General features: G+C 53.6%; 16 protein-coding genes and 1 CRISPR repeat array. Of the genes, 4 read left to right on the plus strand and 12 right to left on the minus strand.

Annotated elements, in window-relative coordinates:
• Positions 1-74: 74 nt before the first annotated feature.
• Positions 75-1066: a CRISPR direct-repeat array (repeat unit 36 nt; unit sequence GTGCTCAACGCCTTACGGCAATCAAAGGAAAATCAT).
• A 176-nt stretch (positions 1067-1242) separates the two neighbouring features.
• The 7 genes from cas2 to cas6 form a co-directional block, all read right to left on the minus strand.
• On the minus strand, positions 1243-1536 hold the full coding sequence (cas2, locus tag NW841_RS06765; protein WP_414335565.1) for a CRISPR-associated endonuclease Cas2: 294 nt from the start codon (positions 1534-1536) through the stop codon (positions 1243-1245).
• A 3-nt stretch (positions 1537-1539) separates the two neighbouring features.
• Positions 1540-3288, minus strand: a complete 1749-nt coding sequence (gene cas1 / locus NW841_RS06770) for a type I-MYXAN CRISPR-associated endonuclease Cas1 (RefSeq protein WP_414366356.1) — start codon at positions 3286-3288, stop codon at positions 1540-1542.
• A gap of 62 nt (positions 3289-3350) precedes the next feature.
• Positions 3351-3950 carry a type I-MYXAN CRISPR-associated protein Cas5/Cmx5/DevS gene (gene cas5, locus NW841_RS06775; RefSeq protein WP_414366358.1) on the minus strand — a complete coding sequence of 200 codons (600 nt, stop codon included), beginning with the start codon at positions 3948-3950 and terminating at the stop codon, positions 3351-3353.
• Positions 3947-4867: a DevR family CRISPR-associated autoregulator gene (locus NW841_RS06780; RefSeq protein WP_414366359.1), complete on the minus strand. Its 921-nt coding sequence runs from the start codon at positions 4865-4867 to the stop codon at positions 3947-3949. Before NW841_RS06780 ends, cas5 begins: the two co-directional genes overlap by 4 nt.
• Positions 4868-4951: 84 nt before the next feature.
• A complete protein-coding gene (gene cas8a1 / locus NW841_RS06785) occupies positions 4952-6511 on the minus strand; it encodes a type I-MYXAN CRISPR-associated Cas8a1/Cmx1 (protein WP_414385930.1) in 1560 nt (519 codons plus the stop codon).
• The gene (gene cas3 / locus NW841_RS06790; RefSeq protein ID WP_414385931.1) at positions 6508-8925 is read right to left on the minus strand and encodes a CRISPR-associated helicase Cas3'; all 2418 of its coding nucleotides are present in this window, start codon (positions 8923-8925) and stop codon (positions 6508-6510) included. Before cas3 ends, cas8a1 begins: the two co-directional genes overlap by 4 nt.
• 13 nt (positions 8926-8938) lie before the next feature.
• Positions 8939-9622 (minus strand): type I-MYXAN CRISPR-associated protein Cas6/Cmx6, encoded by a 684-nt coding sequence (gene cas6 / locus NW841_RS06795; RefSeq protein ID WP_414385932.1) that lies wholly within the window; start codon positions 9620-9622, stop codon positions 8939-8941.
• A gap of 331 nt (positions 9623-9953) precedes the next feature.
• On the opposite strand from cas6, the gene NW841_RS06800 reads away from it, so the two are divergent.
• A complete protein-coding gene (locus NW841_RS06800; RefSeq protein WP_414337102.1) occupies positions 9954-10514 on the plus strand; it encodes a formylmethanofuran dehydrogenase subunit E family protein in 561 nt (186 codons plus the stop codon).
• Positions 10515-10635: 121 nt separating this feature from the next.
• On the opposite strand, the gene NW841_RS06805 is transcribed toward NW841_RS06800, so the two are convergent.
• From NW841_RS06805 to hmpF, 5 genes are all read right to left on the minus strand, one after another.
• A complete protein-coding gene (locus NW841_RS06805) occupies positions 10636-10926 on the minus strand; it encodes a Uma2 family endonuclease (protein WP_414371562.1) in 291 nt (96 codons plus the stop codon).
• 975 nt (positions 10927-11901) lie between these two features.
• Positions 11902-12771: an ACP S-malonyltransferase gene (gene fabD, locus NW841_RS06810; RefSeq protein WP_414385933.1), complete on the minus strand. Its 870-nt coding sequence runs from the start codon at positions 12769-12771 to the stop codon at positions 11902-11904.
• 4 nt (positions 12772-12775) lie between these two features.
• Positions 12776-13789, minus strand: a complete 1014-nt coding sequence (locus NW841_RS06815) for a beta-ketoacyl-ACP synthase III (RefSeq protein ID WP_414378090.1) — start codon at positions 13787-13789, stop codon at positions 12776-12778.
• Positions 13789-14880, minus strand: coding sequence for a phosphate acyltransferase PlsX (gene plsX, locus NW841_RS06820; RefSeq protein WP_414364884.1), 1092 nt, complete (start codon positions 14878-14880; stop codon positions 13789-13791). The genes NW841_RS06815 and plsX overlap by 1 nt, the downstream gene beginning before the upstream one ends.
• Positions 14881-15088: 208 nt before the next feature.
• The gene (gene hmpF, locus NW841_RS06825; protein WP_414385934.1) at positions 15089-16822 is read right to left on the minus strand and encodes a pilus motility taxis protein HmpF; all 1734 of its coding nucleotides are present in this window, start codon (positions 16820-16822) and stop codon (positions 15089-15091) included.
• Positions 16823-17254: 432 nt separating this feature from the next.
• On the opposite strand from hmpF, the gene trpC reads away from it, so the two are divergent.
• The 3 genes from trpC to NW841_RS06840 all read left to right on the plus strand — a co-directional run bounded on the left by trpC (position 17255) and on the right by NW841_RS06840 (position 18693).
• Positions 17255-18154, plus strand: a complete 900-nt coding sequence (gene trpC / locus NW841_RS06830; RefSeq protein WP_414378097.1) for an indole-3-glycerol phosphate synthase TrpC — start codon at positions 17255-17257, stop codon at positions 18152-18154.
• Between the two features lie 40 nt (positions 18155-18194).
• The gene (locus NW841_RS06835) at positions 18195-18434 is read left to right on the plus strand and encodes a DUF5340 domain-containing protein (RefSeq protein WP_414335099.1); all 240 of its coding nucleotides are present in this window, start codon (positions 18195-18197) and stop codon (positions 18432-18434) included.
• A gap of 64 nt (positions 18435-18498) precedes the next feature.
• Entirely contained in the window at positions 18499-18693 is a 195-nt protein-coding gene (locus NW841_RS06840; protein ID WP_414364881.1) for a heavy-metal-associated domain-containing protein, read from the plus strand.
• Positions 18694-18837 lie beyond the last annotated feature (144 nt).

An 18837-nucleotide genomic window follows, 5' to 3' on the forward strand; every position in this document is an offset into this window, starting at 1 on the left:
CTTGTTCTCTTCGGCTTTCCGCAATAAATGGAAAATCATGAGCCTAAGCGCGTCCGCTACTTCAGCCACTTCTCGTGCTCAACGCCTTACGGCAATCAAAGGAAAATCATGCTACAGCAGTCAGTTCCAGAGGGCCCTTGCCTTTGTGTGCTCAACGCCTTACGGCAATCAAAGGAAAATCATCTAAGCCTGTTCAGACTAGGCACGGGCCTCAGCAGTTGTGCTCAACGCCTTACGGCAATCAAAGGAAAATCATCAGTACGAAGTTGAGTGCTCTCTTGAAGTCGTTGTTGTGCTCAACGCCTTACGGCAATCAAAGGAAAATCATGAGGGATGTGCCCATGACGAACTCTCGGCAGCCCTTCCTGTGCTCAACGCCTTACGGCAATCAAAGGAAAATCATGTGAGTTGGCACGGGCTGGGTTGCTGCTGAAGCGCGTGCTCAACGCCTTACGGCAATCAAAGGAAAATCATTCCCACCACGGGAGACGCGGCCTACGCCCCGCGTGTTGTGCTCAACGCCTTACGGCAATCAAAGGAAAATCATGAAAGCAGCATGAGGGTACATAACTTGTTCGACCTGTGCTCAACGCCTTACGGCAATCAAAGGAAAATCATCTGGCTGATCCTTGCCTACCAAATGCTGGCTGGACACGTGCTCAACGCCTTACGGCAATCAAAGGAAAATCATCGTCTGAGTGACTCCCCTGTTGGTTGCACCACCTGGATGTGCTCAACGCCTTACGGCAATCAAAGGAAAATCATAGGAGAAAATGAATGGCTAGCCAATTCGCTCTAGAGTGCTCAACGCCTTACGGCAATCAAAGGAAAATCATGGAGCTATAGCCCCCTGTCTCCAGCCTCACCACAGTGCTCAACGCCTTACGGCAATCAAAGGAAAATCATATGTGTCCGGCGCCCCCTGCTCGACCGCTTCCTTATAGTGCTCAACGCCTTACGGCAATCAAAGGAAAATCATGCCGCACCTCAGAATCCTTGCTTTGCAAGGCTCCGATAGCCACTTGGCAAGGTGCTCAGCGCCTTACGGCAATCAGAGGAAAACCATGCGCTTCCATTGTACCCTAACTGGCAGTCAAAGCCTAGCGAACAGGCTTCCCATGAGGGTTCTGAGGTTTTGCAAGCATCTCCAAGCAAGTGGAAACGGCTGGGATCCGCTTACAGCAAGGCTTTGAGGTTTGTTAGAAGCTGAGATACCTCTCACAACGGTGGATTCTTGTTTCTTCAATAGATCCTGTAGCTGCTCTGCTGCTGTGGCCAACTTCCTGGTCGGTTCGAGGTGAGCACCCGCTCCAAACAACGGTTGCAGATCCCCACGATGAGAAGGCCATCTTCCGGCTTGAGGATCTTCTCTAGTTCCCAGCGCAGTTTTTCTCGTTCTCGTAATGTTAGCCAAGTGCGGAAGATTGAGTACTGAATTCGCTCTCCATATCCCTCTAACAACTTCGACGCTTTTCGCCATCGCTTTTGGCAACGTATGTCATAGCATACTAAGTAGCAAACTTTATATTCAGCCATGGTTTACCTCACAACCAAGTTTCCAAATAAGTCACCCTCTCCATTCCATTCTTTTTCTAAAAGGCGAACCTCTAGCTCTAACAAACGACGATAGGTTAAGGAATAGTTAGTGACTGGATGCTTCCACTTTTCCTGCTTGCGATCTTCGTAAATTTGAATCATCTTTTTCCGCCCTTCTTCGCTAAGCCAAACTTGTTGTCCTCGTACGATGAAGTCTGCTTCCGGATCCCATTGTTTACGATTCACTGAAGCTACGATTGGCATATCCACAAGAGGCACGCGAAAGATTTCCATCAAGTCGAGAGCTAGAGGGGGTGCTTGAGAGCGAGGCTGGTGATAGAAACCGAGAGCAGGCTCTAGGCCTACCGTCAAAATAGCGTTCATAACGTCTTTAAGCAAAAGGGCATATCCAAATCCCAGTAGAGCATTAAAGCGATCCTTAGGGGGCCTTCGGTTTCGGCCTGAAAATCGCATCTCCTCTGGCACCTTATCTGATAGCACATAGGGCAAAGCGGCAAAGTAAAGTGCCGATAGATTTCCTTCCAAACCCAGCAAGCTTGATAATGACTCTGCTCGATCGACTTGCTTGAGTACTCGCCTCATTTGGTCAATGGCTTGCTCTACCTCTGGTGGACGAGCAGATCCCAGCCGCATCAAGAACTTACGCTGACTTTGACCTCGACACGCAACCAGCTTCCGAGCTAACTTCAAGCACATTTGAGGATCGCTCAGGGCCTGGTACTGTCGGATCCGGCGTTGGATGCTTCCGTGCCGGGGATCTAGGCTACCAACGTAGCGTCCACCCCCAGAGATTAGGTGAATCCCAATGCCTTGCTCAGCACAGAAATAAATGGCCTGAGTTGAGATTTGAGAAAAACCGTGCAGCACAATTTGCCCGGTTTGCTGAGCAGAGATAAACTCTTCGTTTTGGTTTCGGTAGCTTACTTTAAGACGGAATCCGCTGCGCCCTACCCGCGCCCCCGGCTCTAGAATGTGGACACACTGCCGTTCATCGTCTTCCGGGAAGAGGCGAATAGGCTGCCATTCTCTATCATGAGCTAGCCGCGCTTCTTCAGGTAAGCACACAGGGGCCAGAGAGCAGCCTGCGCAGAGTCGCTCGTTGTCAGTAATTGGGGGACGGAGATGGGATTGGCGCAGCAACCTTGCTTGCTCGATTGCCTGACGCACAGCTTGGCGCCCGGCATCATCGAGGGGAACGCGCACTAGCACATTGTCGCCGTGGTATCGAATTCGTCCTTCAGGGATTGGGATCCCCAGGACAGTTTCCATCAGATAGGCATAGGCCAAGATCTGCAGCCGGTCGCTTTCCCAGGCTTGGGGCTGGTTGTCCGGATCCCGGGCTGCCCGACCCCTTTTATGCTCATAAGGAATAATCTGACCGTCGCGAGTACGCAGGGCATCTACCCGTCCCCGCAAACCCAGATCCTCGCTTTCTAGAAATAGATCCTCCCAATCTTCTCCCTCTTGCTTTTCTAGCTCTGTATGTAGCCGCCGACCAGCAAAAATAGCTGCGTTTTCACTGTAGAGCTCCTCAACTTCTTCTAGGTAAAATAATCGTGGGCAGTAGGCCAATGCATGCAACGCTGAAACACGAATCAAATCTGAATCTATCTGTACAGAGAAATCAGCCAACGATAGCGGCATAATCCAAAGCTCCAAAACATAAACAACATGAAGAATATGAGAAAACCTCAACAATACTGAAAAAACCTTCTCCTCAGATAGAGGCAAAATCTAGCCTCAAAGCACTGTCCGTTCTCGCATACATGTGCAAGGATGACAGCAGACAGCAGCTAATCTGGCCGAATTTCTGTCCAGGCCAATTCAGGTATCTCCTCACTCTCAAGAGTTTGGAGCAAGTACCTTTGCCAGCGGGTGCCACGGGCTCCTACGTGATCGACCCAATACGGCAAAGTGAGGATCCCGTCCTCATTTCGAATTAGCCATCGACTCTGCTTGGGAACTACTGGAATTGGCGTTATCGAGTTAACAAGGTCACGGCTCTCCCCCAAGCTCAGTCCTCCGGATCGGTTAATCGATTCGGGATTCTCAAAGGCTCTTTCCAAATCATGAGCAAGGGATCCTTTAACCAGCACTGCAATCTGCACGTCAGTGAGTAATTGCTGATAGTCGGGACGGGCGTTGGCCGGATCCCGAATGTCTTTGCTTTTAAAGCGACGAAAGGTGCGGATTACCGTAGAAAGTTGAGGTTGGCTCAGTAGGGCAATTGCCAGTTGAGCACCACAATAGCGATGCCGATCCCACTCTCCCAGCAAGGAAAGCAGCATTCCATAAACAGTAGCAGGTGGCGGCACCGGATAGGTTTCGGCAAACTCCCTGGCCCAAGATTGACGAAAGCAAGCAATAGGTACCTCAACCTGAAGCTGAATCATGCTGCCTCCCTAGAAGAAATTTGACTTTGAATTATGGCAATTAGGTCGTCAACCGTTGACTTAATGCCCGGACTTACATGAGCACCTAATTCAGCTAGCTTCTCCCCGTCCTCGGTTTCGGCAGCAGCTCCTGCTAGCCATAGCTCTTGAGGATCTATATCTCCTACTTGTACTCGACGCACCAAGTCTGGCATGCTTATTTCTCCCTCAGAGTTTTCTTCAAAACAGTAGAGCAGGCGGGGCGAAAAGTCGTGCGTCCAGCGCAAGACTATGCTATCTGGTGAAAAATCGTAGAGAAAGCGGGAGTGATTGCCGGCTACCTCCCCTAACGAAACCAGTCCCCTCACTACTTCAATGACTCGCTCTTGCCGCTGAAGTCGAGCAGGGGTCATTGCAAAACCGTATTGATAGCGAGTGGCATGCACTTCTGTTCCGTAGAGAGAAGTGGATCCCTTCTGACCGCTTCTTGCATTGAAGGTTATATCTCCACTGTACGGTCGGGTGGAGATTGCCCGAGTTACCTCTAGAACACCGCGCCTGGCAGTGGTAGTGCCTTTGGCCGGCTTTTTCCCCTTTCCTTTAGATGAGCTTTCGTCTGAGGCATCTACTTTAGCTCCCTCCGCGCGCATAAAGCCTAAAACATCATCATCAATGTACAGATCAGGGTCAAAGTTAGGCTCTTCCCACTCGTTGTCGTTAGTTTCATCATTCCAGCGTCGGTTGACCTTACAACCGCTTCCTGATGTTTGCCAGTAGTAACGCAATGCCCAGCGAATTGCTTCAGCAGAAACAGTAGTATGCACTTCATTTTTCCAGAGAATCTTTTGCAGGGTAGTAATATTGCCCTCACTCTCGCCGCGATTGTTTGCAGCAGTACCATAGTTGGTCAAAATGTTGCCGAACAGGTGAAAAGTCATGGTTTTCCTCCAAACTAAGTTGCTAAGTTACTGCTACGTTGATTTTTTTCTGGCTCACAAGCTTCTACTTTGAAGATTATAGTCTTAGTCCTCTTCTAATTCGGCAGGAGCAATCAAGTCAGTACCGTCCTCATCGGGCTCATCTTGAGTTTCTTCCTGACGCTCCTTACCTTTGTAGCTTGCTAACGCCAGAAGAGCCAGATCCCGTGCTTTTCTCCACTCTTTGGGATCCATAACTAAGTCCATCAAATCATCCCAGTGCTCTTGAAGCGTTGGTATTATCCCAGCTTTTGCCCAAAAGTTAGTAATAAACTCACGGAAGCTTTCTGCATTTTTACATCGAGCTAATCCAGTGCGAATGCGTACGTTTTCCCTATCAAAGTTAGTCTGCTCTCCTCGATCTTGAGCCTTCTGATATAAACGACCATAGGTAAAGCGAATAGCCTCATGGCAGGTCTGGACAAACCAGCGCTCTCTATCATCCATGTCTGCTCTCATGACCATCTCACTTAAACCTCTGCGTTCGTAGCACAGTTGTTGGAACCGCTCGTTACTGTTAACCCAATCTGAAAACCCGGCATACCAAGGATGATCTCTTGCCAGATTTTCAGCAATCATCTCACGAGCAAAGCTTGTTGCGATAAAGCTTCCTTCCTCCGCTTTTGTCTTAAGGATAACTCGATCTGGTAGTACCGCTTTGCAGATCTGGTAGTTTTTGCAGGCATGATACTTTGCTTCTACAGTAAATAGATCTGTGCGAGACTTTTGTTGGCTCGACCAGGGGACAGAACCTAGAGTAAGAACCTGACATCGAGTTACCTTAAATCCTCGAGAAGATTCTGCAACCTCTTGATATGTCAGAAACTTAAGCCCAGCATCTCCCAAACCGGCAGCATGTAAATCTCGATAACTTGCATAACGGAGCCGAGGATCTTGCCGATAGCCTGCATAGACCTCCATATCGGTAATCTCAGGAACCACCAGAGCATATTGAGCTTTTTGATCCTTCAGCCGTGACCGAAGAATGTAGTAGAAGGAAGAAACAGGAGCGTAGAGGAGTATAAAGGCCATCTCTGGAGACTCTTCAAAGCTTGTATCTGAGGGAAACGCATTATGTCGCACAACGGCACCTGGATTAAGCCAGCCAGCAATGCTAATTGGCTGCCTAAGCCAATTACCGTCTTTATCGCATAGATTTTTGGCAAATTCCTGATGGACATAGCTTTCTAAAGCTTTGTACTTGATAATGATGGGTGGGTAGTTCTCATCGATCTCTAGAGATTCAGTTTGCTCACCAAGAATTTTGCGAGTTTTGTTATGTTGTAAAAATGTTCCCAAGATCCCCTGGTGAATGATTACCTGTGAGTCTTTCCGCATTGACTTACTATCAATCCCTCGCAGTGCGATAAGTCCATTGTTAAGCTGAAAAGACTCTTTAAGCAGCCAGTCAATGACCTCAAAGTCATTTCCCTGCCAGAACAGTTGGACTTGTCGAGGTGTCAGTTCCCAAGTTAGGGACCCTGGCCGCTTCTCTGGTGGAATCTCTTGTTCTATCTGCTTAAGAGTCATCCACAGCCCAGCCAGCCCTGCTCGATGCAGCAGTGTCAACCCAGGATGTCCTATGTGTAGCTTTAGCTCAGTCATGGCGTGCCAAATTCCTCGCTATAGCTGATGTATCCAGGCTCTGTTACGAAATAAAATCCACGTCGCTGCCAATTCCACCACTCTATCTCTTGATCTGGAATCCGAATCGGAATTGCCCAGGCTTGAGCCTCTTGCAGAAAAGCTTGCATCTTCGATAGCTTTTGCCCCTTGGCCAAAGCTTTTTCCTGCCGAGCTTTAGCAGCTTCCCAAATAGACTCCTGATCCTCTGCTAGAAGCACCGTTATTGTGTGTCCACTTTCGCGTAGGAAGCTTGGGTAAGTGCACCAATCTTGATCAAGCCAGGCCGATTTCACTTCAACAGGCTCTTTTGGGCTGAGCTGAGAAAGAATGCTAGCTAAATCCCGCTGTGAAACGCGCTCTAGTCCTCTGTATTTAACCTCATTAACTAGTTTTTGCCCGCTTTCTAGTTCTTCTGCAGTATAGGGAGAGCTTTTATCCCATCTGTAGAGGAGAGCTGTACAAGGTTCTTCTTTTTCGCTTTTCATTCTTCGATTTAGCCGACCCAATCGCTGAACCAAAGCCGTTGCTGGAGCCATGGCAGAGACAAGCAAATCTGCACTTAAATCTAAGGACATTTCACAGACTTGTGTAGTGACAGCAAGAACAGGTTCTGGCCGACTAAAAGCATTGATAACCTGCTCATGCTTGGTGAGTCTATCTTTGTAGCGAAAACGACTGTGGTAAATTAAAACTTTGACTTTTATATCTTTTAGTTTTCCCTTGGCAACTTGATAAATATCAATACAACTAGACACTGAATTAGTTACCCACAGAACCTTTTGCCTCTCCTGAACTGCCTTGATGACTTTCGACCAAATAAGCTCAGAGTGGGTGGGATCACCTTCTGCTTGCACCTCTTGTATTTGATAGCGCTTCAGTTCTTCTAGCTCTCGCGGTCCTTCAACGGGATCCTCTATAGGTTCACCCAACTCATCCATCACTCGCTTAATTGCCTGGAGCTGTCCTGGGGTAAAGCTAGCGCTCATCAAGAGGACAGGTGCACCTCGAAAAGTCCGTAAGAATCTCAGTAAAGCGCCGAACAATTGATTGTCATAGGCATGCACTTCATCAAAAACAAAGGCAGATTGAGCTAGAACTGGCCATGAAAACAGTGACCTTCTATTGTTTTGCATTAAACCTAAAATGGAATCCACAGTGCAGATAATTAATTTCTTTCGCCATGCTTGCAGCGCAGCCAGACGAGATGAAGTTGCCTCATCTTTTTCGCCCTCTCCGGTTAGCAGCAGTTCTCGATCTAAGTCTGCCCGCGAGTGCATCAGCATTTTTTCTATTGGGGATCCCTCGGCATAGTCTAGGTAGCCCTGAGTAGCTGTTCCAGTGGTAGGGTAGCCAAAAAACAGCCGCTTTCCCACTGCCCACTTTTTTGCCCAAGCATAGGCTCCTAAGGTTTTCCCCGTACCACAGCCTGCTTTTACCAGTGTTACCCGACAGCGGGTATTAGCAATTTGCTCTTGGAAGGGTCGTAGAGAATTTCCCCCTAGTTTCTGGGTAACTAGTTGCTCTAGTTCGCTTTCCTGAAGAACCAAACTCAGGGTATTAGAGATCCAATCCTGTAGGTTTTCTCCCTCTGATGGCAAGATCGATCCTGCCAGATCTGCAACGATGACTGTGGCTTTAGCCGCCGCCACCAATGCCCGCTGATCTGAGCTTAGACTTTTGGCAAAGTCTCGGAACTGGTTTGCCAAGGTATGTAAATGCTCTTCTAGCTGTTCTTTTTTCCAATTTGCCGAAGGTACATCTGGAATCTCTTCTGGCAGTCCAAGTCTCTGGGATCCCAGTCTCAATATGGATTGAAAATCCCGATGGTCAGTGTAAATACGAACCTCAGTTCCTGTGCCATCCGGCAACTCTGTAATTTTGTGTGATTCCTTGCCCTGTAAATCCACTCCTGCCTTGAGATGATGTCCGATTGCTGCCCAAGTAGCCAAGAGCAGCTCCTCTTCGGTAAATGCTTTCCGTAGCCACTCCCGAAATGGGCTAACCTGTAAGGCGAGTATGCCGCTTAAAAATTCATGTCGAATAAGTTGTTGCTTATTGTGAGCCCTCCAAGCCTTCTCAAGTCTTGCTTTTGATTCGGCATCTAGAATTGATGACTTGAGATAAATCATCTCTTGGAAATGTTGGTTTGCCTTGCCCCAATCATGCAAATAAGATCCCAGCTTGACAATAGATTTCAGACGACTTGCGTCCTTCAACCTCAACTGCTGCTGAATAGTCTCTCCTAGATGCTCTGAAAGAACTTCAGCCGCTGATAATACAGCCGTGACATGGCCTGTAAGCTTAGCAGCGCCTTTTGCTTGAGCGTACTCTTCTTCGGATTGGCGGCTGGGATCCCGCTTCTCCAGAGATTTTGCCAGTAAAAACTTAAACATTGTAGATCTCTTCTTACTTGTAAGGTAAAAAGAATCCGCAGCCCATGCGCCGTCGGCCACCTAGGCCTACTTGCTGTAGACGAATTGAATCTTCCTCTTGTAAGTTTTCTACCAATGTTGAGAAACCTATGATTGTATGCCCCTTGATTCTTAAGGTTTTACGCAGAGGCTTTCCGGTTTTATCTTGCAGTACTGTTACCTGGCCTGAAATCTTTAGTTTCTCTAGCTGAGCCTGAGCAGCTTGGGCAAATGTATCCGGCTCAGTGTAGCCCTTGATCGTAACGATTCGAGCTTTCAGGGAAGTACTTGGTTTGAGAGTAAAAATCTTAGGGATCCCTAGCTGTACCTCATGAGATCCAATCTTCAATTGTTTACCGGCTAGCTTGTACACCTCCGCCACTGCCTCGATAGGTAGTCGAATCCTAATGTGGGAGTGTGGAGTTAGTAGGATTTTGCCTTGTCTATCTCTGATCCCTGCTGTTGTCAAAATACCGACGCAGGGATTCCGATGCAACATCGGCACTCGGTGACACAGTGCCGCTAATAAGCCGTATCCATGATCTGCAGGGAGCGTGGCTCCTCGTATAGGCAGGCACAAGTCTACTACAAGGGTTTGGTAAAGAAAGTCTGTTGAGTCAGGTGGTGAAGCCTCAGCAGTCATTGGTCTGGCTCCGCTTACAACTGCAATGTAAGACATCCCAGAAAGGAGGTTACTGGGGGCTCTTATCCCTTGTCAAGTGATAGACAGCGCCCTAAGGCGATCAGTGGATAGGGCAGTCAGGGGTGTTAGAGCCTGCTGCCACCAGCAAAGCACTTCTGACCACAACGGCCATTTAAGGGTGCTCAACGCCCGGAGGCTTACCTTCGACAATATCATCGTTCTCGGCTCACTGCACTTGTGAGTCAGTTCTGGGAATAGTTCTCAGAAGGCTGTTGGATCCCCCGCCCCTGCATAGGCAGGCTCAAGGGGCAGGGCTTAGGATGGCTTAGCATCTCTCTGCTTTTCATGTCTCCCCACTGCACTGCCTATGAACTTGTTCTTCGTTGCCAAGCCGCAGCCGTTTTCTCTTCTACTGATCGCGCTTCAGCTAGCTTTGGGAGCACCAGCACCAGCTCATCCGAGTTCTTTTTCTGGAAGTGACTCGACGGCGATAGCAGTTCAGAGAGTAACAGAAATCCATGGCGGAGCCGGCCCTTGGGCAGTGATCGGCTATCGCATGGGGATGCGCGCCCTTGCAGAGCTAGGCTTGATGGATCCAACTCCCCACACTTCTAGGAACCGTTTTTTGGTGGAGGTTATTCACGAGTCGCCGCTGGAGATCCCGTTTGTGTGTATTGTGGATGGCTTGCACGCTGCAACAGGAGCCAGTTTGGGCAAACTGAACTTGAAGCTGGTGGAAGTTGGCTCCCTCGACAAGATGCGCAGTGTGGTGATCCACCGAGAGACCGGAAAGCGGGTGGAGTTTCAAGTTTTGCCTGAGTTTATCGCCCAATACCGGAATTTGCCCCCGGAACAACTGGCGGCTGCAGGCCAGGAAGTTCTCCAACTGGCCGATGAGAAGCTCTTTCGCTTCACGATTAGCCCTTAGCAGGAAATCTTGTTTTGGGATCCCTTCAGCATTTGTCAATGGCCTGGAGACGAACTAGCAGGCTGCTTTATCGCTATTTGCACTAAGCCCACTAAGGGATCCGCGCTCGGGCAAACACATTCTAGGGAACAACCTTCAAGCCCGGCAAGCAATCGTCTTGGGTGGCTTGGGATCCCGCAAATATCTGCGGCGGGGCATCGGGGTAGAAGACGGTGATGCCCTTGGCCTGCGGATCCACAATCCAAACGCGGGGGATCCCGGCCTCCAAATAGTCCGCTGCTTTTTGAACTGCAGCCCCAAAGCTCTGACCGGGAGAGAGGATCTCGGTTTGGGGGCTGTCCTCAAAAAGTTGATCATGCCATTGCACCCAAGAGGAAACAGTTTTGACCGTCAGTCTGGGGTTCTGGGTCAAACGGGCGGCCAGGGATCCCTTGACAATCCAACAAAACCAGGAGACCAGGATACCTCGCCGCTTTAACTAAACGCGCAGAATTCCCCACCGTCTATACGGTAGGATGGGTAGCACCCCCAGGTTGAGGCTGGATATACTGTTTCACTATTTCTAAGGCTGCACCAAACAATACACCTAGAATTGTGCCAAAACTTGTCTTTTTCCCAGTATACCCTACTCAGTTGTTCTCCAAATTGCTGCCCCAAAACTCGGCTCGATTTCTGAGTTTTGTCATAGAAGGTGCTGCTTAGAAGAAGTACTGTACTGACTTTAGCCTTGACTGAGTACCGTAAGGTGAGTAAAACTGTACGGGTAAACAGACGGCAGATGTTGCGACTCTATCTCAACAAAAGCCAGGAGAAGGCTATGCTCGTCGTCTGCACTGTTATTTGTACAACGCTTGCGTCGCTCAAAGGACTCCGTCCCGCTTGCGCAGTCGGCACTATTCAGGCTGGACATATCCCAGCTCTTCGGGATGAAAGGTAACCAGTAACGGTAAGCACGGCACCGTCACCCTCAATGACTTGGGCATTACCCTAAAGAGGCGGAGCAGGGACAACGATTGGGGAAAACCGACCACGCTAACCCTTGTCTACAAACCATCTTTGCGGCAGTGGTATGCTTCGTTCCCCGTAGAGGTGGAGGTACCCCATGGCTCCCAGTCGGAGTTGAGGGATGAGTCTATCGTTGCCTACGATTCGGGCACCGAGACAGCCATCACCTTGTATAACGGGAGCAGAGGCTCGGCACACGGGATCCATGAAGCACCTGGGGCAGAGGAAGAGACGGAAGCCTTGCCCAGGTGGGGAAACCCCAGCTGCTTATGCAGTGGGGCCTAACTGCTGTTTGGGGAGGCTTGCGTTGCCCGCAGCTCTTCTTCCTTTGGGAGAGGGGAGCTAGCAACGCAACTTGTAGCACCAGGGCTGCCGGGCTCCCTTAGCTAATCTTGAGGCTGTTGATGTTGCACCGTCTCAGGGCAGGCGCCGTTCGCCTCACCAAGCCCGTCAGCACATTGCCAGGGCCAATTTCCCATACCTCTTGGATACCGTCGGCAGCCATCTGTAGCACTGTCTCTCGCCAGCGGACTGGAGCAGTCATCTGGGACAGCAGCGCCTGCTTGAGAACTTGGGGATCTCGGCTGGCGGCAGCCGTGCAATTGCTGTAGACCGGCACTCGCGGAGCCTGAAAGTCAACCTCGCGCAAGGTGTGGGCAAAGGTTTCCGCCGCCGCCTGCATCAAGGGCGAGTGAAAGGCGCCGCTGACTTTGAGGGGAACGGTGCGCTTAGCCTGCAACTGCTCACAGACAGCCTGCACCCCCTCGACCGAGCCGCTGATCACCACCTGATCCGGGCTGTTGTCGTTGGCAATGACCACGTCGGAGGTCATCTGGCACAGGTGCTCCAGCTTGTCGCGATCAAAGCCAATCACCGCCGCCATGCTGCCGGGGGGATCCCCTGCAGCTTCCATCAACTGGCCCCGCAGCGCCACCAGCCGCAGGCCAGTCTCAAAATCAAATACCCCGGCAGCGTAGAGGGCGCTATATTCTCCCAAGCTGTGGCCGGCTGTACAGGCAGGAGCCTGACCCTGAGCGTAGAGATAGTCTGTCAGCAGGGCTGATACGGTGAATAAAGCCGGCTGCGTGTAGCCGGTCTGATGGATCTGCTCTTCCGAGAGCGCCAAGGGATCCCATCCCAGCCTCTCGCGGGCCAAAGCCAACTTCTGGGCCGCCCCCGGCCAATCCTGTAAGTCCTTTCCCATGCCCACGGCTTGGGATCCCTGGCCGGGATAGATCCAGGCAACGGTCATCAACTCATTTCCCCCAACGAAAGACAATCGCTCCCCAGGTGAGGCCGGCGCCAAAGCCTGCCATCACCCCCAGATCGCCAGCGCCAAAGCGCCCCTGCGCGATCCAGGTGGCCAAGGCAATCGGCACCGAAGCGCCGGAGGTGTTGCCGTACTGTTCTAGGACGCTGGCCACCCGCTGGGGATCCAACTGCAAGCGCTTGGCCACAGCATCGAGGATGCGCTGGTTGGCCTGGTGGATGAAGTAGCCTTGCACGGCTGCTGCGGGGATCCCGGCCCGAAAGAGAGCCTTCTCGACAATCTCCGGCACCGCCTGGACGGCAAACTTGTACACCTCGCGGCCATTCATAGCGATGGGGCAGCAGCGGTATTGCCCCACCTGCAGGGATCCCACCAGGGTCTTGGTCTCGGTGGCCATAGCCAGGCTGAGTAGCTCGCTGCCGCTGCCATCGCTGCGCAGCTCGATGCTGAGGATGCCGCTGTCCCCCTCTCTTGCGGCTTCCAGCACCACCGCCCCCGCGCCGTCCCCAAAGAGGACGCAGGTGGTGCGATCCGTCCAGTCCACTGTGCGAGAGAGCACGTCCGCCGCCACCACCAGTGCCCGCCGGTACAGCCCGGTTTGGAGAAACTGGGCTGCCGTGGCCACGGCAAACACAAACCCCGTACAGGCCGCTGTCAGGTCAAAAGCCACCGCCTGTGTCGCCCCCAGCGCTGCCTGTACCCGCGGAGCCGAGCCGAAGCGATCGACGCCGGTGGAGGTGGCCAGGAGGATCAGATCCAGCTCCTGGGGTGGGATCCCGGACTGTGCCAGGGCGGCCTTTGCCGCTTGAACCGCCAAATCCACCAGGCTGAGGTCGGGGGGCAGGATGCGCCGTTGGCGAATGCCGGTGCGGGGCCAGATCCACTCGTCGGAAGTCTCCACAATCTGGCTGAGGTCGTCGTTGCTCAGGCAGGGAGCCGGCAGGGCAGCTCCCACCCCTACCAGGCGCACGGTCGGGAGGCCATTGCTGGGCATGGACACTATCCTTCCGCCCGCTCCAAGGATCCTACCGGCAGGGCTTCTGGACTGGGGTTAGAGGCCGAGGCCAGAGGACGGGCATTCTCTCCGGGATTGGACTTGGATGGGGGGGAGTCAGTCATTTCCGCTTGCAGCCGCTGTAGGATCTTCTGCTCCGCCGCCTCTTTGGCCAGGCGAATGGCATGGTAGACCATCGCCGCCTTAGAGCTGCCGTGGGTAATGACGCAGATGCCGTTCACCCCCAGCAACAAGGCGCCACCATATTCTACATAGTCCATGCGCCGCTTCACCTGCTTCAGGTTGGGCCGGAGCAGCCAGCAGCCCAGTTTGCCACGCCAGCCGCGGGGCAACTCCTCCCGCAGCACCTGGGTGATCACCTGGCCAACGCTCTCCGCAAACTTGAGCAGGGCGTTGCCCACAAAGCCGTCGCACACCACCACATCAAAGTCCCCCGTCAACACATCCCGCCCCTCGGCGTTGCCGGCAAAGTGGATCCCCGGCAACTGTCTCAGGCGCTGATGGGTGGCCAGGGCCAGGTCGTTGCCCTTGTTGGGTTCCTCGCCAATGTTGAGCAGGCCCACCCGCGGCTTCTCAATCCCCAGCACGCACTGGCAGTAGAGGGATCCCATGCGGGCAAATTGTTCCAAGAAGCGGGGCCGGCAGTCCACGTTGGCTCCCACATCCAAAAGCAACACCGGCTTGCCCTTCAAAGTGGGCAAAAGAGCGCCAATGGCCGGGCGGTCGATCCCCGCCAATCGGCCTAAGTTGAGGTAGGCAGCGGCCATCGCAGCCCCAGTGTTGCCAGCAGCCACCACTGCATCTGCCTGCTTGGTGCGCACCTGTTGCATGGAGACGTTGATAGAGGCCTGCGGCTTTCTGCGCACCGCCAGGGGCTCTTCCGCCATGCCCACTTCGTCCTCAGCAGGCACGACGGTGATCCCAGGCGGCAGTGGCCGGGGCAGAAAAGGCTCGAGAGCGTCTGGACGACCGACCAGCGCAATCCCCACCTGAAGATACCGATGGGCCAGCAGGGCGCCCTTGATGATCTCTTCGGGAGCGTAGTCACCTCCCATCGCATCAACTGCAATTCGCACGAGCTGACCTCACACTGGAACACTCCTGACAAGCAAAATGCGGGGATCTCCGCTGCTTCTTTGCCTCGAGAAGTTGGGATCCCGCTATCTACAAGGGGCTATCGAATTTTACCAGATTTGCTCTCTTTGGTTGAGGCTGGCGAGCGCCTGTTCAAAGCAGTAGGGGAGCACTGCCCACCTGCCCCAGGAAGACGACAGGACACGCTCTTTACCGCTGGGTGAGAGCGGCCAGGAGGGATTGCACCTGCTGGACATGGGCACTGGCCACGGAGCCCCTGTCTTGATATTGACCCAGCTCCGCCTCCAACTGAGCCAGTTGTTGTGCCAACTCCGCCCAGCGATCTCGCTCGGGGTAGAGGGTGGCCTGGAGATGGTTGAGGCGGCCCCAGGTTTCTGCCATCGCCTGGGTGCGGGCCCGCAGGGATCCCTCCTCTTGCTCCAGTTGTTGCCACTGCTGCTCCAACTCTTGCCGCTGGCGGGCAAGCTGCTCCTGTTGAGAAGGCAAAGACGCCTCCAGTTGTTGAATGAGGGTTTGCAGACGGCTTTTTTCCTGGAGCAGCTCCTGCTTCTGGCTGCCGATCTGCTCGAGGATCGGCCCGATATCCACCTGAACTGGGGCGGCAGCCTGATTTTGAAGCTGCCTAAGGCGGGCTTCCTGGCGGGTCAGCTCTTCGTATTCCCGCTGCAGGTTTTTCTCCTGGGGCGCCAGGGCCTCTTCCAGGGCGCTACAGGCAGACTGGGCGTAGTCGATATCCATCTCGATGTCAAACCGCTCTTCGGGAGAGGCGGTGGCCAGCCGCTCTTGCAGCTCCCGCAAGGTCTGCCGGTTTTGCTCCAGCTCGGCCCGCTGTTGGCTGACTTGGGCCGCCCGCTGCTCATAATCTCGACGCATCTGGCTCACCAAGGCCGCCAGCTCCTCCACTGAGATCGCAGACCCTGAGGCACCTGACCCGCTGTTGCTACTGCCATCGACGATGAAGTCGTACTCCTGCACCAGACGATAGGCTTTTTGGAACAAGCTCTCTTGGGACTGCAACTGCTGGAGGATCCTCTGCAGTTGCTCCTGATAGGCTCGCAGGGATCCCTGCCGGGCATGCCATTCGGCTTGGCTCTGCTCCAGGGATCGTTGGGATCCCCACCAGGCGGCGCAGCGCTCCCGCCAGGTACGGTAGTCTCGATCCAGCTCCTCCTGTTGGGCGTGGGCCTGCTGACGTTCTTGTTCCAGTTGGGCAATCTCTTGATTGAAGTGCTCCTGCTGCTGCTGAACCTGGCTTTTTAAACTCTGGAGAAGAGCCAAGGGATTCGCAGAGAAATGTAAACTCTCCTGAACTTCTTGCAGCAAAACCTGGAGCTGGGCTGCTTCTGTTTCCCCCAGCCGGCTGGAGCGGGCCTCTTGCAACTGAGCTTCCAGTTCCTGCCGTTGCCGGTTCAGGGCTTCTCGTTGTTCTCCGATTAGACGCTGCTGCTCGGCCAGGTAGGCCTGCTGGGTTGCCAACTCCTCTTTGAGGCTGTCTAGAAGCTTGCGCTCTTCCTCCACGCCCTTGTATTGCTCGTACAGCCGCCGCACTTCTTCTTCTTGGGCTGCCAGCTCCATCTCACGGCGGGTGAGCTCATGCGCCTGAAAGGTGAGGGATTGTTTCCAAACCTCGATCTCCTCTTCCTGGCTGCGGGCTTTGAGCTGAAGTTGGCTGAAGTTTTGCAGGTAGGTCACCAGTTGGCGAGCGGCTTCGTTGATGCGGGTGACCTGACGGCTGCCGGTGATTTCTGCCAGCACCAGGGCCCCATCCTTGAAGCGCCCGGCCTCCTGGGCGATGCGGCCCTCTAGAGTAATCGATTCTTCGTTCACAGGCACCCAGGTGTTGTCCTGCTGCTGCTTGGCCAGCAATTGCAGAGACGACTTAGCAAACCCAATTGGCTTGGATAGCTCTGCTAGGTACAGCACGCCCGAACTCCTTCAAAACAGCATGGACAGCGATATCCCAAACTCTGCCTCAGCCGAGCCTTTGTCCACAGTTGGGCAAGATGGGGAGACGAAACGGCTGCTGCAGCAAGGCACCCCAGGGCGCGAAAACCTGCGTCAAGCCTCTCAATTGACCGAGGTTGACTTGGATCTATCTCGATCCATCTCGTCCTGAGCAGCACCTTGTCTCGTATCAAGCAGCGCCTCAGCCGGCTCCCTACTGAACTGTCAGTGTAACCAGCATCTGCGGCTGCTCAGTCCCAAACTCAACCATAGGGTAAAAAAAACACCTTTGCCAGAGGCGGTTTGGGGATATGCGGAGTAGCTATTCAAACCGACCGCAGAGCACTAGAGTAGTCTAGGGTGAGGTGTAGAGTTCTGCTCAGGGGTGGTATGGAGCTGCAAGGTGAGCCGCTGGCCGTTCGTCGGCGTTCTCCTGCCCCGCCGGTCGTCGTGGCCTCTCAGGTGTACCAGACAACAGCGCCGGAAGCCAAACCGCGCCACATTTTAGAGGAGATCATCTGGCACAAAGAGCAGGAGGTGGAGCGCCGGCGGGAGCAGCTCCCCCTAAAGCAATTGCAGCAGCAACTGGATCAAGCGCCGCCGGTGCGAGACTTTGTGGCGGCCCTTACCCAATCCCCTCACCCCGTTTCCCTCATCGCTGAGGTGAAAAAAGCCTCCCCCAGCCGTGGGGTTCTCCGGGATCCCTTTGATCCGGTGGCCATTGCGCAAAGCTACGAGGCGGCGGGAGCCAGTTGCCTGTCGGTGCTCACGGATGAGCGGTTTTTTCAGGGCAGCGGCGAGTATCTGCGCCAGATCCGCCAGGCAGTCGGGATCCCCATCCTGTGCAAGGAGTTCATCCTCTACCCTTACCAAATTCTCTGGGCGCGTACTCTGGGGGCGGATGCGGTGCTGTTGATTGCTGCCATTCTCTCGGATGCGGATTTGGGCTATTTTCTCAAGCTGATCCAGCAATTGGGCATGGCAGCTCTGTTGGAGGTGCACACTTGCCAAGAGTTACAGCGGGTTTTGGGCTTGCCGCAACTGCACCAGGCCAAAGGTCAGGTGTTGATCGGCATCAACAATCGGGATCTCAAAACCTTTGCGGTGGACTTGAACACGACGCGGGATCTCTTGGCCGCCCACCGGGATCGCCTGGGCGATCTGCCGGTGGTCAGCGAATCCGGCATTCACTCTCCTGCCGATCTGCAGCAGTTGCGGAGCTGGGGGGTGCGCGCCGTGCTGGTGGGGGAAGCGCTGGTAACGCAGCCGGATCCCGGCCAAGCCGTCCGCTCCCTGTTGTCACCCCAGTAAACCCAGGATTGTCAATGGATCCCAAGAATGGCCTAGATCGATGAAACGTATTCCTGTGCCAGCTCACGTCCACTACGAATTTCTGCTGCGGGTTCTGGAGCGGCAAACGTTTCCGACTGTGGAGGAACAGGATTTTGGCAATCGAGCCCGCACGCAAGAGCTGATCAACTCTTTGCGCAAAGCCCTGACCCAACAGTTGCAACTGGAGGAGGAGTGGCGACAGCGGGGCTATCAGGTGGATTACCGCTGGAACATAGAGGAACCTCAGCCACCCTCTTGACCTTCCAGCCCACTGGAAGGTTTAGCATCAAGCAGGTGGCATTGGGTTGGGGAGGCTTCCCAGGATGCAAGTTGTTTTGACGGTGCCCAAGCTGGCCTGCGCGGCTTGTGTAGATACCATCACGCAGGCGGTGCGGCAACGGGATCCCCAGGCCCACGTGGAAGCGGATCCCAAGACCAAGCAGGTGCGGATTACGTCTGAGCGAGCCGACAGCGACTGGCGGCAGGTGCTTGCCCAAGTGGGCTATCCGCCGGCCTAGCGATTTTTTCCTGCCCGGCAGCGTTAGCAGGACAGAGGTCAGAGGTGGGGTTTTCCCCTTGTGGGGGGGGAAGAGAGCTTTTGCGTCGCTTTTTCTTCCTTAATTTTCTTAATTTTTGCTCTGAGGACAGCCATGTCTGATTCT

Origin of the sequence: Synechococcus sp. H60.3, from assembly GCF_047462295.1 — a bacterium.
Taxonomy (GTDB): Bacteria; Cyanobacteriota; Cyanobacteriia; order Thermostichales; family Thermostichaceae; genus Thermostichus.

What these genes read in the sequence shown, in the direction of transcription:
- cas2 (WP_414335565.1), bottom strand. Translation starts at nt 1,536, where the DNA reads ATGGCTGAATATAAAGTTTGCTACTTAGTATGCTATGACATACGTTGC.
- cas5 (WP_414366358.1), bottom strand. Translation starts at nt 3,950, where the DNA reads ATGATTCAGCTTCAGGTTGAGGTACCTATTGCTTGCTTTCGTCAATCT.
- NW841_RS06780 (WP_414366359.1), bottom strand. Translation starts at nt 4,867, where the DNA reads ATGACTTTTCACCTGTTCGGCAACATTTTGACCAACTATGGTACTGCT.
- cas8a1 (WP_414385930.1), bottom strand. Translation starts at nt 6,511, where the DNA reads ATGACTGAGCTAAAGCTACACATAGGACATCCTGGGTTGACACTGCTG.
- cas3 (WP_414385931.1), bottom strand. Translation starts at nt 8,925, where the DNA reads ATGTTTAAGTTTTTACTGGCAAAATCTCTGGAGAAGCGGGATCCCAGC.
- cas6 (WP_414385932.1), bottom strand. Translation starts at nt 9,622, where the DNA reads ATGTCTTACATTGCAGTTGTAAGCGGAGCCAGACCAATGACTGCTGAG.
- NW841_RS06800 (WP_414337102.1), top strand. Translation starts at nt 9,954, where the DNA reads ATGAACTTGTTCTTCGTTGCCAAGCCGCAGCCGTTTTCTCTTCTACTG.
- fabD (WP_414385933.1), bottom strand. Translation starts at nt 12,771, where the DNA reads ATGACCGTTGCCTGGATCTATCCCGGCCAGGGATCCCAAGCCGTGGGC.
- NW841_RS06835 (WP_414335099.1), top strand. Translation starts at nt 18,195, where the DNA reads ATGAAACGTATTCCTGTGCCAGCTCACGTCCACTACGAATTTCTGCTG.
- NW841_RS06840 (WP_414364881.1), top strand. Translation starts at nt 18,499, where the DNA reads ATGCAAGTTGTTTTGACGGTGCCCAAGCTGGCCTGCGCGGCTTGTGTA.